The 16,573-nt window shown below is 70.9% G+C and carries 16 protein-coding genes; 15 read left to right on the top strand and 1 reads right to left on the bottom strand.

Going from position 1 to position 16,573, the window contains the following annotated elements:
- Positions 1 to 150: 150 nt before the first annotated feature.
- The 7 genes from LOY02_RS06640 (at position 151) to LOY02_RS06610 (ending at position 7,378) form a co-directional block, all read left to right on the top strand.
- Positions 151 to 1,632 carry a CHAT domain-containing protein gene (locus LOY02_RS06640; RefSeq protein ID WP_317181551.1) on the top strand — a complete coding sequence of 494 codons (1,482 nt, stop codon included), beginning with the start codon at positions 151 to 153 and terminating at the stop codon, positions 1,630 to 1,632.
- A gap of 47 nt (positions 1,633 to 1,679) precedes the next feature.
- Entirely contained in the window at positions 1,680 to 2,552 is an 873-nt protein-coding gene (locus LOY02_RS06635) for a caspase family protein (RefSeq protein ID WP_317181550.1), read from the top strand.
- 47 nt (positions 2,553 to 2,599) lie between these two features.
- Positions 2,600 to 3,103 (top strand): MarR family winged helix-turn-helix transcriptional regulator, encoded by a 504-nt coding sequence (locus LOY02_RS06630; RefSeq protein ID WP_317181549.1) that lies wholly within the window; start codon positions 2,600 to 2,602, stop codon positions 3,101 to 3,103.
- Complete coding sequence (locus tag LOY02_RS06625; protein WP_317181548.1) at positions 3,100 to 3,939, top strand: alpha/beta hydrolase; 840 nt, start codon at positions 3,100 to 3,102, stop codon at positions 3,937 to 3,939. Before LOY02_RS06630 ends, LOY02_RS06625 begins: the two co-directional genes overlap by 4 nt.
- A 138-nt stretch (positions 3,940 to 4,077) precedes the next feature.
- Positions 4,078 to 5,277, top strand: a complete 1,200-nt coding sequence (locus LOY02_RS06620; RefSeq protein ID WP_317181547.1) for an acyl-CoA dehydrogenase family protein — start codon at positions 4,078 to 4,080, stop codon at positions 5,275 to 5,277.
- A 42-nt stretch (positions 5,278 to 5,319) separates the two neighbouring features.
- Positions 5,320 to 5,964 carry a general stress protein gene (locus tag LOY02_RS06615; protein WP_317181546.1) on the top strand — a complete coding sequence of 215 codons (645 nt, stop codon included), beginning with the start codon at positions 5,320 to 5,322 and terminating at the stop codon, positions 5,962 to 5,964.
- A 322-nt stretch (positions 5,965 to 6,286) separates the two neighbouring features.
- Positions 6,287 to 7,378, top strand: a complete 1,092-nt coding sequence (locus tag LOY02_RS06610; protein WP_317181545.1) for a hypothetical protein — start codon at positions 6,287 to 6,289, stop codon at positions 7,376 to 7,378.
- Between the two features lie 52 nt (positions 7,379 to 7,430).
- Here the strand turns inward: LOY02_RS06610 and LOY02_RS06605 are convergent, their stop codons facing one another.
- Positions 7,431 to 8,975 (bottom strand): aminopeptidase P family protein, encoded by a 1,545-nt coding sequence (locus LOY02_RS06605; protein ID WP_317181544.1) that lies wholly within the window; start codon positions 8,973 to 8,975, stop codon positions 7,431 to 7,433.
- 240 nt (positions 8,976 to 9,215) lie between these two features.
- On the opposite strand from LOY02_RS06605, the gene LOY02_RS06600 reads away from it, so the two are divergent.
- The 8 genes from LOY02_RS06600 to LOY02_RS06565 all read left to right on the top strand — a co-directional run bounded on the left by LOY02_RS06600 (position 9,216) and on the right by LOY02_RS06565 (position 16,536).
- Positions 9,216 to 10,676 (top strand): threonine/serine exporter ThrE family protein, encoded by a 1,461-nt coding sequence (locus LOY02_RS06600; RefSeq protein ID WP_317181543.1) that lies wholly within the window; start codon positions 9,216 to 9,218, stop codon positions 10,674 to 10,676.
- Between the two features lie 112 nt (positions 10,677 to 10,788).
- On the top strand, positions 10,789 to 11,331 hold the full coding sequence (locus LOY02_RS06595) for a MaoC family dehydratase (protein WP_317181542.1): 543 nt from the start codon (positions 10,789 to 10,791) through the stop codon (positions 11,329 to 11,331).
- 177 nt (positions 11,332 to 11,508) lie between these two features.
- Positions 11,509 to 12,471 (top strand): type IV toxin-antitoxin system AbiEi family antitoxin domain-containing protein, encoded by a 963-nt coding sequence (locus LOY02_RS06590; RefSeq protein WP_317181541.1) that lies wholly within the window; start codon positions 11,509 to 11,511, stop codon positions 12,469 to 12,471.
- A gap of 188 nt (positions 12,472 to 12,659) precedes the next feature.
- Entirely contained in the window at positions 12,660 to 13,526 is an 867-nt protein-coding gene (locus LOY02_RS06585; protein ID WP_317181540.1) for a PHP domain-containing protein, read from the top strand.
- Positions 13,523 to 14,137, top strand: a complete 615-nt coding sequence (locus LOY02_RS06580) for a MarC family protein (RefSeq protein WP_317181539.1) — start codon at positions 13,523 to 13,525, stop codon at positions 14,135 to 14,137. Before LOY02_RS06585 ends, LOY02_RS06580 begins: the two co-directional genes overlap by 4 nt.
- A gap of 9 nt (positions 14,138 to 14,146) precedes the next feature.
- The gene (locus LOY02_RS06575) at positions 14,147 to 15,067 is read left to right on the top strand and encodes a PD-(D/E)XK nuclease family protein (protein WP_317181538.1); all 921 of its coding nucleotides are present in this window, start codon (positions 14,147 to 14,149) and stop codon (positions 15,065 to 15,067) included.
- Between the two features lie 2 nt (positions 15,068 to 15,069).
- On the top strand, positions 15,070 to 15,705 hold the full coding sequence (locus LOY02_RS06570; protein ID WP_317181537.1) for a maleylpyruvate isomerase N-terminal domain-containing protein: 636 nt from the start codon (positions 15,070 to 15,072) through the stop codon (positions 15,703 to 15,705).
- Positions 15,706 to 15,732: 27 nt separating this feature from the next.
- Complete coding sequence (locus LOY02_RS06565; RefSeq protein WP_317181536.1) at positions 15,733 to 16,536, top strand: ParA family protein; 804 nt, start codon at positions 15,733 to 15,735, stop codon at positions 16,534 to 16,536.
- The last annotated feature ends 37 nt before the right edge of the window (positions 16,537 to 16,573 follow it).

Here is a 16,573-nt window from a genome sequence, read left to right as displayed (position 1 = left end):
GCGCCGGCACCGTCCGCGCCGGCACCGTCCGCGCCGCCGCCGTCTGCGCCACCGGCTTCGTCTGCGCCACCGGTGCCTGCTCCGGCCACATCCGGGCCCGAGGCCCCGGGACCCGTGGGCTCGCCGACGACGGCGACCATCGCCGCGGAGATGCCCGCCACGGTCGTGGTCAAGGACCCGGTCGAGGTCTGCGTCCGGCTGTCCCGCAAGGAGATCGAGGCGGGCGAGGGCACGGTCCACGACTCAGCCACGGTAGCCGTGCAGGCGGATCGGCCGGTCTCCGTCCAGGTCGTCGGGAAGGCGAACGCCGAGGTGGTCGGCACGGACTCCGACATCCTCGGCCTACCTCTGGGGGGCGGCGAGTCGTCGGTGCGGTTCACCGTGCGCGCCCTCGCCACGGGGCGGGTCGTCGTGAACGCGATCGTCCGCCAGGGCTGGGTGCCGCTCGCCACGCTCAAGCTGGAGGCGCAGGCGGTTTCCGAAGCCGCGCTGGGGGCGCCGGCTCCGCTCGCTCGAGCCCTGGTGCACACGGGCATCGACGCACCCGAGCTCGACGGGCTGCCCTGCCTCGACATCATCGAGAGCGCCCAGCCCGACGGCTCGGTCATCTACAAGTACGCCGTCCGGATCGAGCAGGACGGGATCCCGGTCGCCTTTCAGTCCCTGCCCATCGTCGACCGGGCCCGGACGATGGCGGCGTTCCTCGACGAGGTCCAGGAGCTCGTCGGCGCCGGGCTGAGCGAGGCGCAGCTGCAGCGCAGCCTCCAGGACCTCGGCACTCGGCTCTACGACCTCCTGCTTCCCGAGGACATGCAGGCCTACCTGTGGAAGCACCGCGACAGGATCGGCGACCTCATCGTCTACGCCGACGAGCCCTACGTGCCATGGGAGCTCGTACACCTCAAGCCGCCACGCGGACCGCGGCAGAAGAAGCCGCGATTCCTCGCGCAGGGAGGTCTCGTGCGGTGGCGACTCGGCAGCTTCCCGCCCCGCGAGCTCCGCGTCCGCAAGGGGCGGGCGCGGTCCCTCATCCCCGACTACCGCGACCCCCAGTTCGTCCTTTCCGAGCCGGTCCATGAACAGCACTTCCTCGAGGAGCGTTTCGATGCGCGCCCGGTGCGCGCCACTCCCTCCGGCGTGCGGCAGCTCCTGCGCAGCGGACGTTTCGACCTGCTCCACTTCTCGGGCCATGGTGCCGCCGACGCGGAGGACATCCTCAGCGCCCGCATCCTGCTCCAGGGACGCAAGCGGGGACGGACCGTCGAGCCCCAGTACCTCACCGCGACCGAGGTGAGCGAGAACGCCCGCTGGACGCCGACAGGGCAGGTGGGCCCGGTCGTCGTGCTCAATGCCTGCCAGACGGGCCGGGAAGGGATCCTGCTGACCACGGCCGGCGGGTTCGCCGATGCCTTCCTCGACGCAGGAGCGGCCGCCTTCGTCTCCTGCCTCTGGTCGGTCCACCAGCAGCCATCGCGGACGTTCGTCGAGAAGCTCTACGCCGAGCTGTTGGACGGCACCCCGATGGCCCTGGCCACCTCCCGGGCACGCCAGGCCGCCCGGGAACAGGGCGACGCGACGTGGCTCGCCTTCGTCGTCTATGCCCGTCCAGACGCCGTCCTCACCCAGGTATGAGGCAGCGACCCACCACGCAACAGCGCGCACGAGGAAAGGAACCGGTCATGGCACGAAGGGCCGTCTGTGTCGGCATCAACGAGTTCGAGCACCTTCCGATGAGCAGCTGGCTGGCGGGGTGTGTCAACGACGCCGAGGACATCTCGGCCGCGATCAGGAAGCGTGGCTTCACCTCCCGCACGACCACCGTGCTGCGGGACTCGGACGCCACGAAGAACGCGGTGATGGCCGCCCTCACCGACATGGTCGACCGGGCTCGACCCGGCGACCACCTTCTCTTCTCGTTCTCCAGCCACGGCACCCAGGTGCCCAACCAGCCTGGCGACAAGGACGAGCCGGACGGTCTCGACGAGGTGTTCGCGTGCTACGACATCAAGCGGGACGGCGACCAGTGGGATCGCGGCACGGTCATCGCCGACGACGAGCTGCGCGAGCTGTTCCAAAGGGTCCCGGCCGGAGCGCTCGTCGAGGTCCTCCTCGACACGTGCCACAGCGGGACCGGCCTCAAGGACCTCGAGGAGCTCCAGCTGGCCATGACCCTCGGACGGAAGCCTCGCTTCCTGCCTCCACCCACACCGCGCGGACTCGACCGCGCCCGCTCCATCCGGGCCCACCAGCCGGCGCGGACCATCGACCACAAGGCGCTCGCCGAGCTGACCAAGCGGGGGAAGGGAGCGAGGCCGGTCCTCTTCGCTGCCTGCCGCCCGCACCAGACTGCGTCCGACGCGACGTTCGACGGCCGCGCGAACGGCGCCTTCACCCACCTGTTCCTCACGTCCCTGCAGGAACGCCCCGACGCGACGCGAGCCGAGCATCTCAAGGCGGTTCACGCGGGCCTGAAGTCCGAGGGGTTCGAGCAGCGCTCCACCCTCGAAGGTGCCCTCAAGGCGAAGAAGGTCGGCTTCGGTCAGCTCTGGTGACCGGCCTCAGTTGACATCGGCATTGTCATGATGACATCCTCGTTGTCATGTCACGACGCGCCGAGCGCCTCTACGAAGCGATCCGCCACATCCGGCCGGTCCACCAGTACTCCGCCCGGGCCGTCGCGACCTCGCTGGCTGCGCACGACATCACCATGCCGATGCGCGCCGTCATCGAACGACTCGATGAAGCAGGACCCCAGACCGTTCCTCAGGTGGCGCGCTCGCTGTGGATCACCAGGCAGGGCGTCCAGCGCATCGTCGACGACGCCAAGGCGCTCGGCTACGTCGAGACGCGGGCGAATCCGGAGCACCGGCGCTCGCACCTCGTCGTCCTGACCGAGAGTGGCCGGGCGGCCTATGCCGCTCTCCACGAGTCCGAGCTGGTCACCCTCGACGGCATCGCAGCCGGTGTCTCCGAGGAGGATGTCGAGGCCTGCATCCGCGTCCTGTCCCACCTGACCCACGAGCTGCGTGAGAGGTTCGACACCGCAGCTCCCGACGCCGGCTGGGAGACGCCCGGTCCCCGGCCGGGAGAGGAAGTCCGATGAAGCGTCTCTCCGTGCCCGACGGCCACATCGCCTACGCCGAGGCGGGCAGCGGTCGGCCCCCGATCGTCCTGCTCCACGCGGGTTACGTCGACCACCGGATGTGGGACCGGGAGCTGGCCCACCTGTCCCACCGAACTCGGGCCGTCGCCCCCGACGCCCGCGCTCATGGTCAGTCGTCCACACCCCTCAGCGCCTTCCGCCAGTGCGACGACGTCGCCGCCCTCGTCCGACACCTCGAAGCCGGCCCCGCAGTCCTCGTCGGCGTCAGCATGGGCGCTGGGGCGGCGGTCGACACCGCGCTCGAGCACCCCGACGTCGTGCGGGCCCTCGTCATCAGCGGCGCGGGCACCAACGAGCCGACCTTCGAGGACCCTTGGGCGCTGGCCCTGGTCCAACGGCAGCAGCAGGCGATCGTCGCCGAGGACCCGGCGTCGTGGCTGGAGGCCACTCTCGAGTACGTCGCCGGGCCCTCCCGCTCGCTGAATGACGTCGACCCCGACGTCGTCGAGCGGATCCGGGACATGCATGAGGCCTTCGTCCGCGACCACGTCCGACCAGGGATCGTGCCGCCCACCCACGTCGTCGGCTCGTGGGACCGCCTCGCAGAGATCACCGTTCCCGTCCTCGGCATCGTCGGCGAGCTCGACTCCACCGACCACCACCACATGTGCGAGCGAGCCGTGGCCTCGGTGGTGGACGGGCGCGGTGTCGTTCGCCTGCCGGACTGCGGGCACTTCCCCAACCTCGAGCGGCCCGACGACTGGGAGCGCGTCGTCGACGACTTCCTCGACGAGCTCGGGGTGCCCACCCGCGAGGAGACCTCACGGGCACACTGATCCTGCGTCGCCCGTGACGAGGGTTACAGGTGGGGGACGACACACGAGGATCGGTGACCTCGGGAGCGAGCTCAGCGGCATACTCAAGGGGATTCTGACCGGCCACCACCACGACACCCAGCAAGGCGGCGATCACGCGTGTCCCGACTCCAGCAGACCGAAGGCCTCACCGAGGAGCAGACCGAGTTGCTGTCGCTCGTACGGCAATTTGTCGATGAGCAGATCATCCCCGTCGCGACGGAGCTCGAGCACCGCGACGAGTACCCGCAGGCCATCGTCGACCAGATGAAGGAGATGGGGATCTTCGGCCTGATGATCCCCGAGGAGTACGGCGGCCTGGGGGAGTCCCTGCTCACCTACGCACTGTGCGTCGAGGAGATCTCGCGCGGGTGGATGTCGGTGAGCGGCATCGTCAACACACACTTCATCGTCGCCTACATGATCCTCCAGCACGGCACCGAGGAGCAGAAGCAGCGCTACCTGCCGAGGATGGCCACCGGGGAGATCCGAGGCGCCTTCTCGATGTCCGAGCCGGGCTGCGGCTCGGACGTGTCGGCCATCAAGACCAAGGCGGTCCAGGGCGCGGACGGCGACTGGACCATCAACGGCCAGAAGATGTGGCTGACCAACGGCGGCACCGCCAACCTCGTCGCGGTCCTCGTGAAGACGGACACGGGCGCCGACTCGGTGTACAAGAACATGACGACCTTCCTCATCGACAAGGAGAGCGGCTTCGGCGAGACGGCCCAGGGCATCACGGTGCCGGGCAAGATCGACAAGATGGGCTACAAGGGCGTCGACACGACCGAGCTCGTCCTCGACGGCCACCGCACGACGGACGCGCAGATCCTGGGCGGTGAGCCCGGTCGTGGCTTCTACCAGATGATGGACGGCGTCGAGGTCGGCCGGGTCAACGTCGCGGCACGTGGCTGTGGCGTGGCGCGGCGGGCGTTCGAGCTCGGCATCGCGTACGCGCAGCAGCGCGAGACCTTCGGCAAGAAGATCGTCGACCACCAGGCCGTCCTCTTCCGGCTGGCCGACATGGCGGTCAAGGTCGAGGCCGCCCACGAGATGATGGTCAAGGCGGCACGCAAGAAGGACTCCGGCGAGCGCAACGACCTCGAGGCCGGCATGGCCAAGTACCTCGCGTCCGAGAACTGCGCACAGGTCGTCGAGGACAGCTTCCGGATCCACGGCGGCTACGGCTACTCGAAGGAGTACGAGATCGAGCGGCTCTACCGCGAGGCCCCCATGCTGCTCATCGGCGAGGGGACGGCGGACATCCAGCGGATGATCATCGGGCGACGGCTCGTCGAGGACTACAAGCTCAAGTCGTGAGGCGTCCCGCGGTCCGGGCGGGGAAAGTGCAAGGATGAGCCCATGAGCCTGCAACCGAAGGGTCCGGGGGCTCGCCCCGGCTTTGCGACACTGTCCCTCGACTACCCGCTGTCCCTCGGGACCTTCGAGAAGTACGAAGAGGCGCAGAAGGCCGTCGACGTGTTGTCCGACAACGGCTTCCCGGTCGAGAACTGCCTCATCGTCGGCACGGAGCTCAAGCAGCTCGAGCGCGTCACGGCCCGGCTGACGTGGGGTCGGGTCGCCCTGGGCGGGGCGCTGTCCGGCCTCTGGCTGGGCCTGTTCGTCGGGTTGATCTTCTCGCTGTTCAACCCACCCACGAGCGCCTTCGCGCTGCTCCTCGCAACCGCGCTCTGGGGCGTTCTCTTCGGGCTCATCTGGTCGCTCGTCGGCTACGCGTTCACGCGCGGCACTCGGGACTTCTCGTCCGTGAGCCAGGTCGTGGCGACGAAGTACGAGGTCTTCACCGAGCACAAGTTCGCCCAGCAGGCGCGCGAGATCCTCGCGAAGGCGGGGATCAACCCGAGTGGAAGTGCCGCGTTCGGCGGTCCTCCGGTCACCACGCCGCCGGCACCCCCGGCGCCGTCGCAGGCTCCTCAGGTGCCCCAAGCCCCGTCACAGGCCCCTCAGGTGCCCCAAGCCCCGACACAGGACCGCACGGACGGCTGAGCCGACGCCGCTGGACTGCCCGGTCTCGCGCCAGGTCCCCGCAACACGCCCGGAAAGTCACAACCGACCACGGAAATACCACTGGTCCGTTGCGAGGTTCCGGGCGTGTTGCGGTGAGGGTGACCGGGGAATGCAACGGTCCGGGCGCGTCGCGGGTCTTCTCGGTGTGGATCGAATCCGGAGGTCTCTCTTGCCATCGCCACCCCGCCGCCTCGTCACCGCCGTGGGCGGTGCTGTCGTCGTCGCCACCATGCTCGCCGCCTGTGGCAGCACGCCCGCTCCCGGAACCGATGGCGCGAGGTCGCAGTCGACCGTCGGGCCGATGCGTTCGGTGACCAGCCAGCCCGTGGCCGAGGATGGCGCGCTGGAGTGCCCCGCGACCCTCGCCGACGAGCGCGGGACCACCGTGCCCGAGAAGCCGCAGGGAGTCGACGGAAACGCCCGGCTGCTCCCGGACCGCGAGCCCGAGACGCTCGTCGTGTGCCGCTATCCCGTGCTCGACGTCATGACCGGCAGCCTCAAGGCCCCGTTCGCCCTCGAGAGCCGGAACGTCGTCGCCGCGAACCAGCGGCAGACGGTCGTCGACCTGCTCACCTGGGCACCGCGGGGGACGACCGAGGGGCGGGCCTGCACTGCCATGGCGGGGAACGAGTCGGTCCACCTCGTCGGGGCGACCTATGGAGACGCCATCGTCTGGGTGGCGGCGAAGGCGGACGCCAACTCCTGCTCTGGCGCCACCAACGGGGACTTCGAGTCCCGGGCGCCGGTCGGCGGGACCCTCGAGCGGCTCTACGGCGACGATCCCGGGCCGGTGACGCCCCCGGCCGAGCAGCCGACCTGTGTCGGCTGGTCGACGGGCCGGCTCGGCGACGACCAGACCCTCGTCCCCGAGGGCAGCCCCACCGTGACCGTCTGCCGCCTGGCCGCGAGCGGGTCCTGGCAGGAGACCCCTCTGGACGAGGATCGCAGCGCGCAGGTCGTCACCGAGCTGCGTCAGCTCCCGATCCGGCCGACACTGGGGATGTGCGAGGGCGCCGACCCGGGGGCCGATGACGCCTTCCGGCTCGTGCTCAGCTATCCCCGAGGGCCGTCCGTCCACGTCGGCGTCACCCCGTCGTGCCGGCCACCGGTGCTCGGTGGCGGCGTCGAGTCGGCGGAGGTGGGTGAGCTCGTCGAGCTCGTCGAGCAGTGGAGCCCGCCGATCCCCGCGCCCGACCCCGACGCTCCGGTCTCCTCCGACGGCTCCGGCTCACCGGGAAGCACCGTGGGCTCGGCCGGCTCCGATGGCTCCGGAGTGCCAGCCGCACCGACCGGCACCGGCACCGGCACCGGCACCGAGGGCAGCGTGGACCCGGTGGCTCCGCGAAGCCAGCCCCAGTCGGAGCCCGACGCGAGGGTCACGACAGTGCCCTGACCGAGTCCGCCAGACTGCGAGAGAGTCGGCGGGAGTCGGCGGGCGGCCCAGATCAGCGGCGGGCGGCCCAGATCCGCGCGATCCACGCCTCGACGTCCTCGGCCCGGCGCGGCATGGCTGCGGAGAGGTTCTCGCAGCCGTCCTCGGTGATGAGGATGTCGTCCTCGATGCGCACGCCGTTGCCGCGGAACTCCGGCGGGGCGAGCAGGTCGTCAGCCTTGAAGTAGAGGCCGGGCTCGACGGTGAGGATCATCCCGGGCCGAAGCTCGGCGTCGGTGTACTGCTCACGCGTGGCGAGCGCGCAGTCGTGCACGTCGATACCGAGGTGGTGGCTGGTGCCGTGCACCATCCAGCGCCGGTGGTACTGGCCGTGCTCCTTGTCCAGCGTCGCCTCGACGTCGACCCCTTCGGGGAGCAGCCCCCACTCGTGGAGGTGCTCGGCGATGACGCGGATGGCGGCAGCGTGGACGTCGCTGAACCGGTTGCCGGGCTTGCAGGCGGCGATGCCGGCCTCCTGCGCTGCGAAGACGGCGTCGTAGATCCGACGCTGCGCCTCGGTGAACGTGCCGCTGACCGGAAGGGTCCGCGTGATGTCGGCGGTGTAGAGCGAGTCGACCTCGACACCGGCATCGAGCAGCAGGAGGTCGCCCTCGGAGATCTCCCCGGTGTTCTTGATCCAGTGCAGCGTGTTGGCGTGGTCTCCGCTCGCACAGATCGAGTCGTAGCCGACCCCGTTGCCGTGGTGCCGCGCGTGCAGGCCGAAGACGCCCTCGACCCAGCGCTCCCCCCGTCCGCGGCGCACGGCCTCGGGGAGGTCGGCGATGACGGCATCGAAGCCCCGGTGCGTCCCCTCCACCGCCGAGCGCATCTGCTCGATCTCCCACTCGTCCTTGACCATCCGCAGGTGGGACAGGAAGGCGGCGAGCTCGTCGTCGGACTGGTGCTCCGTCTCGACCCGCTGCTCGGCCTCGCCCTGGCTGCCGGCCTCCGTCGCCGCGGCGCGCGCCCTGTCGACCACTGCGGCGACGGAGGTGTCGGCATCACGCACGACGCGGACCGTCACCTCACCGGCGTCCTTGGCCACGGCGTCGGCGAACTCGTCGATGTGACGCGCGGAGATGCCGAGCTCGGCCTCGACGTCCTCGACGGTCGGTCGCGCCCCGACCCAGAACTCGCCGTAGCGGGCGTCGCCGAAGAACTCGTCGGTGTCGCGACCGGCGAGCGGTCGGAAGTAGAGGATCGCCTCGTGACCCGGCGCGTCGCCGTCACCGCGCGGATCACCTGTCGGCTCGAGCACGAGGACCGCGTCGGGCTCGCGGTCGCTCCCCAGGCCGGTGAGATGGGCGAAGGCACTGTGTGGCCGGAACACGTAGTCGGTGTCGTTGCTCCGGACCTTGAGACCCCCGGCCGGGATGACCAGGCGCTCACCAGGGAAGGCCGCGCTGACGGCGGCACGGCGCTCGGCGGCATACGGCGCTGCTGCTGCGCGCGCTGGGTGGTCGGTGCGGCGGGGAGCCCAGCCGGACGCCACGAAGGCCCGGAACTCGTCGGTCGTGGGGCGCGTGCGGTTCTCGCTCTTCCTCTGCTCTTCGCTCATCACCCGCCCATGCTTCCACGACCCGGCTCGAAGGAACCAACCCAATAGCTGGGCCGGGCACCTCGGACCGATCCGAGAACCGCCCATACCACCGGGAGACGGGCGCGGGCCCGGCCGGTGGCATACGGTCTCCTTGTGCCTCGCAGTGACCCCTCCCGGCGACGCCCCGGCAGGCCGCCGCTCCAACCGATCCCTTCCCTCCCCTCACTCCCGTCACTGCGGGCGAGCACCCGGCGGGCCATGCGTCCCACCGGCCCGCCGACCGACGAGATCCCGTTGTGGCGGTCTCCCGACGAGGTCGACCGTGGCACCGGTCAGGCCGTGGTCGACCTCGCGATGCGTGCGGGCGTCGCGATGCTCGCCACCGGAGCCGCAGCGGCGGACGTCACTGCGACCGTGCTCATGCTCACGCGGGCCTACGGCCTGACGAGCGTCCACGTCGACGTCACGTACACCTCGGTCACCGTGTCCTACCACCGCGGTCCGGAGGCAGACCCCATCACCGTGATGCGGGTCGTCCGCTTCCGGGTCCAGGACTACACCCGCCTCGAGCGGCTGCGCGGCCTCATCATCGCGTTGAGCCAGAACCCCATCCACGTCGACGACGCCCGGGTGCGCTTCGATGCCGTCCTCACCGCTCCTCACCCGTACCGGCGCTGGGTCGTCACCATCGCCGGGGCGACCCTCGCGGCCGGGGCCGCCGGCCTGCTGGGCGGTGGCTGGCTCATCGTCCTGCTCAGCTTCCTCACCGCAGCGCTCGTCACACGGCTCAACGGGTGGCTCGGCAAGATCGGTGTCGCCTCGTTCTTCGCCCAGTCCCTCGGAGCGGCGATCCCCACGCTCGTCGCGACGCTCGTCGTCGTCGCGCAGTCGGCCGGGCTGACCTTCCTCGGTGACGTCTCGCCGTCGCTCGTCGTCGCCTCGGGCATCGTGCTGCTGCTCGCCGGGCTGTCGATCGTCGGGGCGGGCGAGGACGCCCTCGAGGGGTACTACGTCACCGCGGGAGCTCGGACCTTCGAGGTCATCGTGCTCTCGCTCGGTATCGCCGTGGGTATCTCGGTCGTTCTCGCGGCAGGTCAACGCCTCGGCTACCCGATCGCCATCAGCTCGCGGACCCTGCTCGACGACAACCTCCTCGTGCAGGTCGTGTGCGCCACCGTCATCTCCGTCGCCTTCGCCGTCATGTCCTACGCAACCGGCCGCGCCGTGGCCGTCGCCGGAGCGGCCGGCGCGCTCGGGTGGATCATCCTCGCCATCGGCGAACGGGTGGATCTCGGCGCCGTGACCTCCTCGGCCCTGGCGGCCCTCGTCATCGGTTTCGCGGCCAGGCTCCTCGCGCGCCGCGCCCGGATCTCCGCCCTTGCCGTGACCACGGCCGCCATCGTGCCCCTGCTGCCCGGACGCAGGGCCTACGAGGGCATCTCGCTCATCGTCACCCAGCCCGAGGGGCTGGGGTTCTCTTCGGGGCTGCCCATCCTGGCCGAGGCGTTCGGGCTCGGGCTCGGCCTGGCGGCCGGCGTCTCGCTCGGCACCTACTTCGCGGGGCTCGTCGTCGCACGCCGGCTCGGGCTGCGGATGGCACAGGCGGCCGGCTCCCGGCTGCCGTCCGACCCGTCGCTGTCGGCGGCGGTCAACGCGCCGATCCTCTCGGACACGGGAGAGCTGCCGAAGGTCGAGCCGGGACCGCGCCCCACCCGGTGAGTCGCACAGCAGCGTGAGGAAGCACACGGCATACGGCCATGTCCGTATGCCGCTGGGTCCGGCAGGCTGGGGAGCGTTCGCTTCAGCACGTGGTGGGTCCCAGGAGGACGTCATGCAGTTCGGTCGCAGCTACGAGGAGTTCGAGGTCGGTGCGGTCTACAAGCACTGGCCCGGAAAGACGGTCACCGAGTACGACGACCACCTCTTCTGCCTGCTCACGATGAACCACCACCCGCTGCACCTGGACGCGAACTACGCCGAGGAGACGACGCAGTTCGGGCGCAACGTCGTCGTCGGCAACTACGTCTACTCGCTCCTGCTCGGCATGTCGGTGCCCGACGTGTCCGGCAAGGCCATCGCGAACCTCGAGATCGAGTCGCTGCGGCACGTGGCGCCCACCTTCCACGGCGACACGATCTACGGCGAGACGACGGTGCTCGACAAGTGGGAGTCGACGAGCAAGGACGACCGAGGCGTCGTCCACGTCGAGACCGTCGGCTACAACCAGGACGGCAAGGTCGTCTGCATCTTCCGGCGCAAGGTGATGGTGCCCAAGGAGAGCTATCTCGACGCGCGCGGCGGTGAGCAGCCGGGACGGCCCGTGCCGCAGCCGGACAAGAACTGGCCGGGATCGACTCCGGGCGCGGACGCCTGAGCCCGCTTCCTCCGCAACACACCGGCCATATTGCGACACACCGGGTTGCGTCGCCGGTGCGTTGAAAGGTAGCCGGTGCGTTCGCCTTGTCCACATCTGGTGAGGTCCGCTCGCGGCTGTCCACACCCGCGTGGCTGGGGTACCGGAACCGGGCCGTATGCCGCTGGGCTGGCTCCCATGGACACGCGACTTCAGGCGCTGGCGGGCAGCCAGAACGGGACATTCTGCGCGACCGAGGCGCTCGCCGCCGGGGTCTCGGCGGTGGAGCTGCATCGGGCCGTCCGTGCCGGGGACCTCATCCGCGTGCGGCGGCAAGCCTACGTCTCGGCCCAGGTCTGGCAGGGCGCCGACGACGCCGAGCGATACCGGCTCACCTGCCTGGCCGTCGCCCGGACCCGGCCGGGTGACGCGCTGAGCCACCATGCGGCGATCGCGGTGCACGGCCTGCCGCTCTGGGGGTATGACGCCGGTCGGGTCGACTTCGCGGCGTCGGTGCGGCAGGGCGTGCGGCGCGGGAGGATCTGGCTGCATCCGGGCGAGCGGGTGGAGACGGCCGAGGTGGGCGGTCTGCGAGTGGTCTCGCCTGCCCGGGCGATCGTGCGAGCAGCGCTGACCATGGGACGTGACTGTGCCGTCGTCGCAGGGGACGCCGGGCTGCACCGAGGGCTGGTGACGGCGGAGGAGCTGCGTGCCGAGGTGGCCCGGGTGACGCCGCACCAAGGTCGCGGGCGGGCGCTGGCCGCCGTCCTGCGAATGGACGGCCGGGCGGAGTCGGTGGGCGAGTCGCGGACTCGGCTCGTCGTGGACGCCCTCGGGCTGGCGCACGAGAGCCAGGTCGTCCTCCGGGACGCCGCGGGCCGGTTCGTGGCCCGGGTTGACCTGCTCGTCGAGGGAGTGGTCGTCGAGTTCGACGGCAAGGTGAAGTACGGCCGGAGCCGCGATCAGGAGGACGTGGCCACGGACGCAGGCGAGACCCTGTGGCTGGAGAAGCGTCGTGAGGACGGGATCCGACGTCTGGGTCACCCCGTCGAGCGGGTGGTCTGGGAGGACCTGGCGAGGCCAGGCCTGATCGGGGCGCGAATCCGAGCGGCGCGGGCACTGGTGCGGCCGCCGCAGGGTGGAGCGCGGTCCACCGCCTGACCCGCTCCCGGCCCAGTCGGCGCCGGTCCGACCAGAGGGAGCTGCGCCGCCCACCCCAGCAACACACCGTTGAGATTGCGACACACCGGGATCGGACGCCGGTGTGTCGCAAGGTGCTCGGTGTGTTGCGGTTTGGGCAGGGGAGCGGCGGGGCAGACCGCCTCGGGCGGGGCCTCTACGCTGGGGCCGTGAGCCCGGCCCGCCTCGTCATCGACCCGCACACGCACTCGACCGCGAGTGACGGCACGGATTCGCCGTCCGAGCTCGTCGCAGCAGCCCGCGACGCAGGCATCGACATCCTGGGCATCACTGACCACGACACCGTCGCGGGATGGGGCGAGGCCGTGGCGGCTGCCCGGCGGCTCGGCATCGGACTCATCCGGGGCATCGAGATCTCGACGACGTTCGGCGGCGCCTCCATCCACGTCCTCGGCTACCTGACCGATCCCGACGACGCGGGCCTCATGGGCGAGCTGGCGAAGGCTCGGCACTCGCGCGCGACGAGACTCGAGCGGATGGTGGAGCTGATGGCCGCCGACGGCATCCCGATCACCTACGACGAGGTCCTGCGCCAGGTCGCACCCGGCGCCACGCCAGGGCGCCCCCACATCGCCGACGCCCTCATCGCCAACGGGACGATCGGGCACCGCGACGACGCCTTCCGCGAATGGCTCACCGACGAGTCCCCCTACTACGTCGCCCACTACTCGCCCGACCCGGTGCGCGCGTGCGAGCTCGTCCGGGGCGCCGGGGGAGTGCCGGTGCTCGCCCACCCGTTCACGCGGACGAGGGGCTCCACGGTGACGGAGACGCTGATCGAGCAGATGTATGCCGCTGGGCTCGTCGGTCTCGAGGTCTTCCACCGCGACCACGGGCCCTGGGAGGTCGAGCGCGCCCTCCGGATCGCAGACCGGCTCGGCCTGCTCGTGACGGGCGCCAGCGACTACCACGGCGCGGGCAAGCGCAACCGCCTGGCGGAGTACACGACGGCGCCCGAGGTCCTCGAGGCGATCGAGGCCCGGGCGAGCGGCGTGACACCGGTGGTGCGACCGTGAGCTGGTTCGACGCCACGATCTTCCTCAGCACCTTCATCACCCTCATCGTCATCCTCGACCCGCCGGGTGCGATCCCGATCTTCCTCGCCCTCACCGGATCCCTGACCCGGGCCCAACGCAGCGCTGCGGCCCTGCGAGCCACGCTCGTCGCGGTCCTCGTCATCGCGCTCTTCGCGCTCTTCGGGCAGAGCATCCTCAACTACCTCCACATCTCCATCGCGGCCCTCCAGGGAGCGGGTGGGCTGCTGCTCCTGCTCATCTCCCTGGAGCTGCTCACGGGGAAGGAGTCCGACTCCCTGAGCAACGCCGGCGTCAACGTCGCGCTGGTGCCGCTCGGCACGCCGCTCCTCGCGGGCCCGGGCGCCATCGTCGCGACGATGCTCGCTGTCCAGGACGCACGGGACGGCGGTGCCTATGTCGCGGTGGCTGCGGCCCTCGTCGCCGCGCTCCTCGTGGTCTATGTCTTCCTCCGCTTCGCGAGCCAGATCCGCGCTGTCCTCAGGGAGAGCGGCACGATGCTGCTCACCCGGATCGCCGGTCTGCTTCTCGCGGCCATCGCCGTGCAGATGGTGGCGGACTCGGTGCGGGCTTTTGTCACCGGACCCGCCTAGAGTGGCGGCGTGGCTCAGGGGACCGGACAGGCGACGGAGCAGGACGCGACGCGGAGGGCCGAGCAGGGCACCTTCGCCGGGATGCCGGTGCCGCTCTATCCCGCCTCGCCATCGAGGCTGATGGCCTGGCTCGACTGCCCGCGGCGCTACCGGATGCAGTACCTCGACCGACCCAGGCCGGAGGCGCGCGCGCAGCGGGCGCACACCTCGGTGGGGATCACGACGCACAACGTGCTGCGGGACTTCTGGGACCTCCCTGAGCTGCAGCGCACTCCGGACGGCGTGGGCGAGCTCGTCCGCACGTCGTGGATCGACCTCGGCTTCCGCGATGCGGAGCAGTCGGCGGCCTGGCGACAGCGGGTGCGCGAGGCCGTCGTCGAGTACCTCCGGGGGATGGACCGCACCCGCCAGCCCCTGGGGCTCGAGAGGTCGGTCGCCCTGAGGACGGGCTCGATCACGGTGACCGGCCGCGTGGATCGGCTCGACGACCGCGACGGTGAGCTCGTCGTCGTCGACTACAAGACCGGCCGTCAGGTGCCGACGGAGGACGACACTCGCACGTCCCTTCCCCTCGCGCTCTACGCGGCGGGAGTGGCGCGCACCTTCCGACGGCCCTGCGTCCGCGTCGAGCTGCACCACGTGCCCACCCGCACCGTCGTGGCCCACGAGCACACCACCGAGTCGCTCGACCGCAAGATCGACGAGGCGGAGTCCATCGCTTCCGACCTGCGTCGCGTCGACGCCGACTTCGGGGAGCGCGGCGTCGAGTCGTCATCCTTCCCGCCGCGGCCCTCGGCGCTCTGCACGTGGTGCGACTTCCGGGCCCACTGCCCCGAGGGCCAGCAGATGGGTCCGGAGAAGTCCGACTGGGCGGGCCTCGACAGCGACAGCTACGCCCAGTCGGCCTTGCACGCAACGGGAGGGAACTGACCGTGGAAGACCTCAGGGAGCCGTTCCTCGCAGCTGGCGACCACGTGGTCCGGGTGCTCGAGCGCGAGGAGGTCGCAGTCGCGTGGGAGCGACCGAGCGCCCTCGCGGACTGGTCCGTCGGGGGCCTGGCTGCCCACTTCGCGAGCCAGCTCCCCACCGCGCTGCGGCTCCTTAGGGCTGCGTCCGGGCCCGCTCCCATTCCTCTCGAGGAGCACTACGCACGAGCGGCCTGGGTCACGGCCGAGCTCGACGACGAGGTCAACGTAGGCATTCGCGGCACGGGCGACTCGCAGGCTGCCAGCGGGCGCGACGCCGTTCTGGCGGCCGCGAGCGAGGCCCTCGCCGAGCTTTCCGGCGTCCTGGTCGACCTCCCAGAGGACCATGCCGTGCTCATCCCCTGGCAGGGCTGGTCGCTGAGCCGAGACGACTTCCTCACGGCCCGGATGATGGAGATCGTGGTTCATGGCGAGGACGTCGCCGCGAGTGTCGGGATCGCGGCCCCACCTCTGCCCCCAGAGGTCCTCGACCCGGTTCTGCGGCTGCTCACCCGGCTGGCCGTGCGCCGGCACGGGCAGGCCGCGGTTGTGGCGGCTCTCACCCGCTCCGAGCGGGCACCACGCACGATCTCGGCGTTCTGACCACGGCGGACCTGAGAGACTGGCGCCATGGCCCGCCCCACCTCCAGAGACGGTCGCCCCACGATCATTGCCCTGGCCAACCAGAAGGGGGGCGTCGCCAAGACGACCTCGGTCGCCAGTCTCGGCGCCGCCTTCGTCGAACTGGGTCGGCGAGTGCTCCTCATCGACCTCGACCCGCAGGCCTGCCTCACCTTCTCCCTCGGCATCGATCCCGACAGCGTGGAGACCTCCATCCACGAGGTGCTCACCCAGGACGCACCGATCGCCGACGCGGTCCTGCACTGCGAGGAGGGCCTCGACCTCGTCCCGTCGACGATCGACCTCGCCGGTGCCGAGGCCATGCTCCTGCCGCGACCGGGCCGCGAGTACGTCCTGCGCACCGCGCTGGAACGGGCCCTCGACGACGAAGCCGGCGGGGCGGCATACGACGTCATCCTCATCGACTGCTCACCCAGCCTCGGCGTGCTGACGCTCAACGCGCTCACGGCCGCCGACGGGCTCATCGTGCCCATGCCTGCCGAGATGCTGAGCCACCGAGGCGTCGGCCAGCTGCTCGACACCGTCGCCGACGTCCAGCGCATCCTCAACCGCGACCTCGAGGTGATCGGGATCCTGCCGACGCTCTACGACGGGCGGAGCCGGCACGCGCGCGAGGTCCTGGCCGACGTCGGCGAGCGCTACGGCGTCGCCGTCCTCGATCCCCCGATCCCGAGGACGATCCGCTTCGCGGAGGCGCCGGCGGTCGGACGGTCCATCCTCTCGACGGCCCGCTCGTCGAAGGGCGCCACCGCATACCGCGAGGTCGCGGCGGCCTTGCTTGCGCGGACCTGAAGACTCCACCGACGTCGCGTCGGGTGCCGTTGACCCA

It is taken from the genome of Intrasporangium sp. (assembly GCF_032907665.1).
In the GTDB taxonomy this organism is placed as follows: domain Bacteria; phylum Actinomycetota; class Actinomycetes; order Actinomycetales; family Dermatophilaceae; genus Intrasporangium.
The sequence above is the reverse complement of the archived record's forward strand: the minus strand, read 5'-3'. Positions and strand labels throughout refer to the sequence as shown.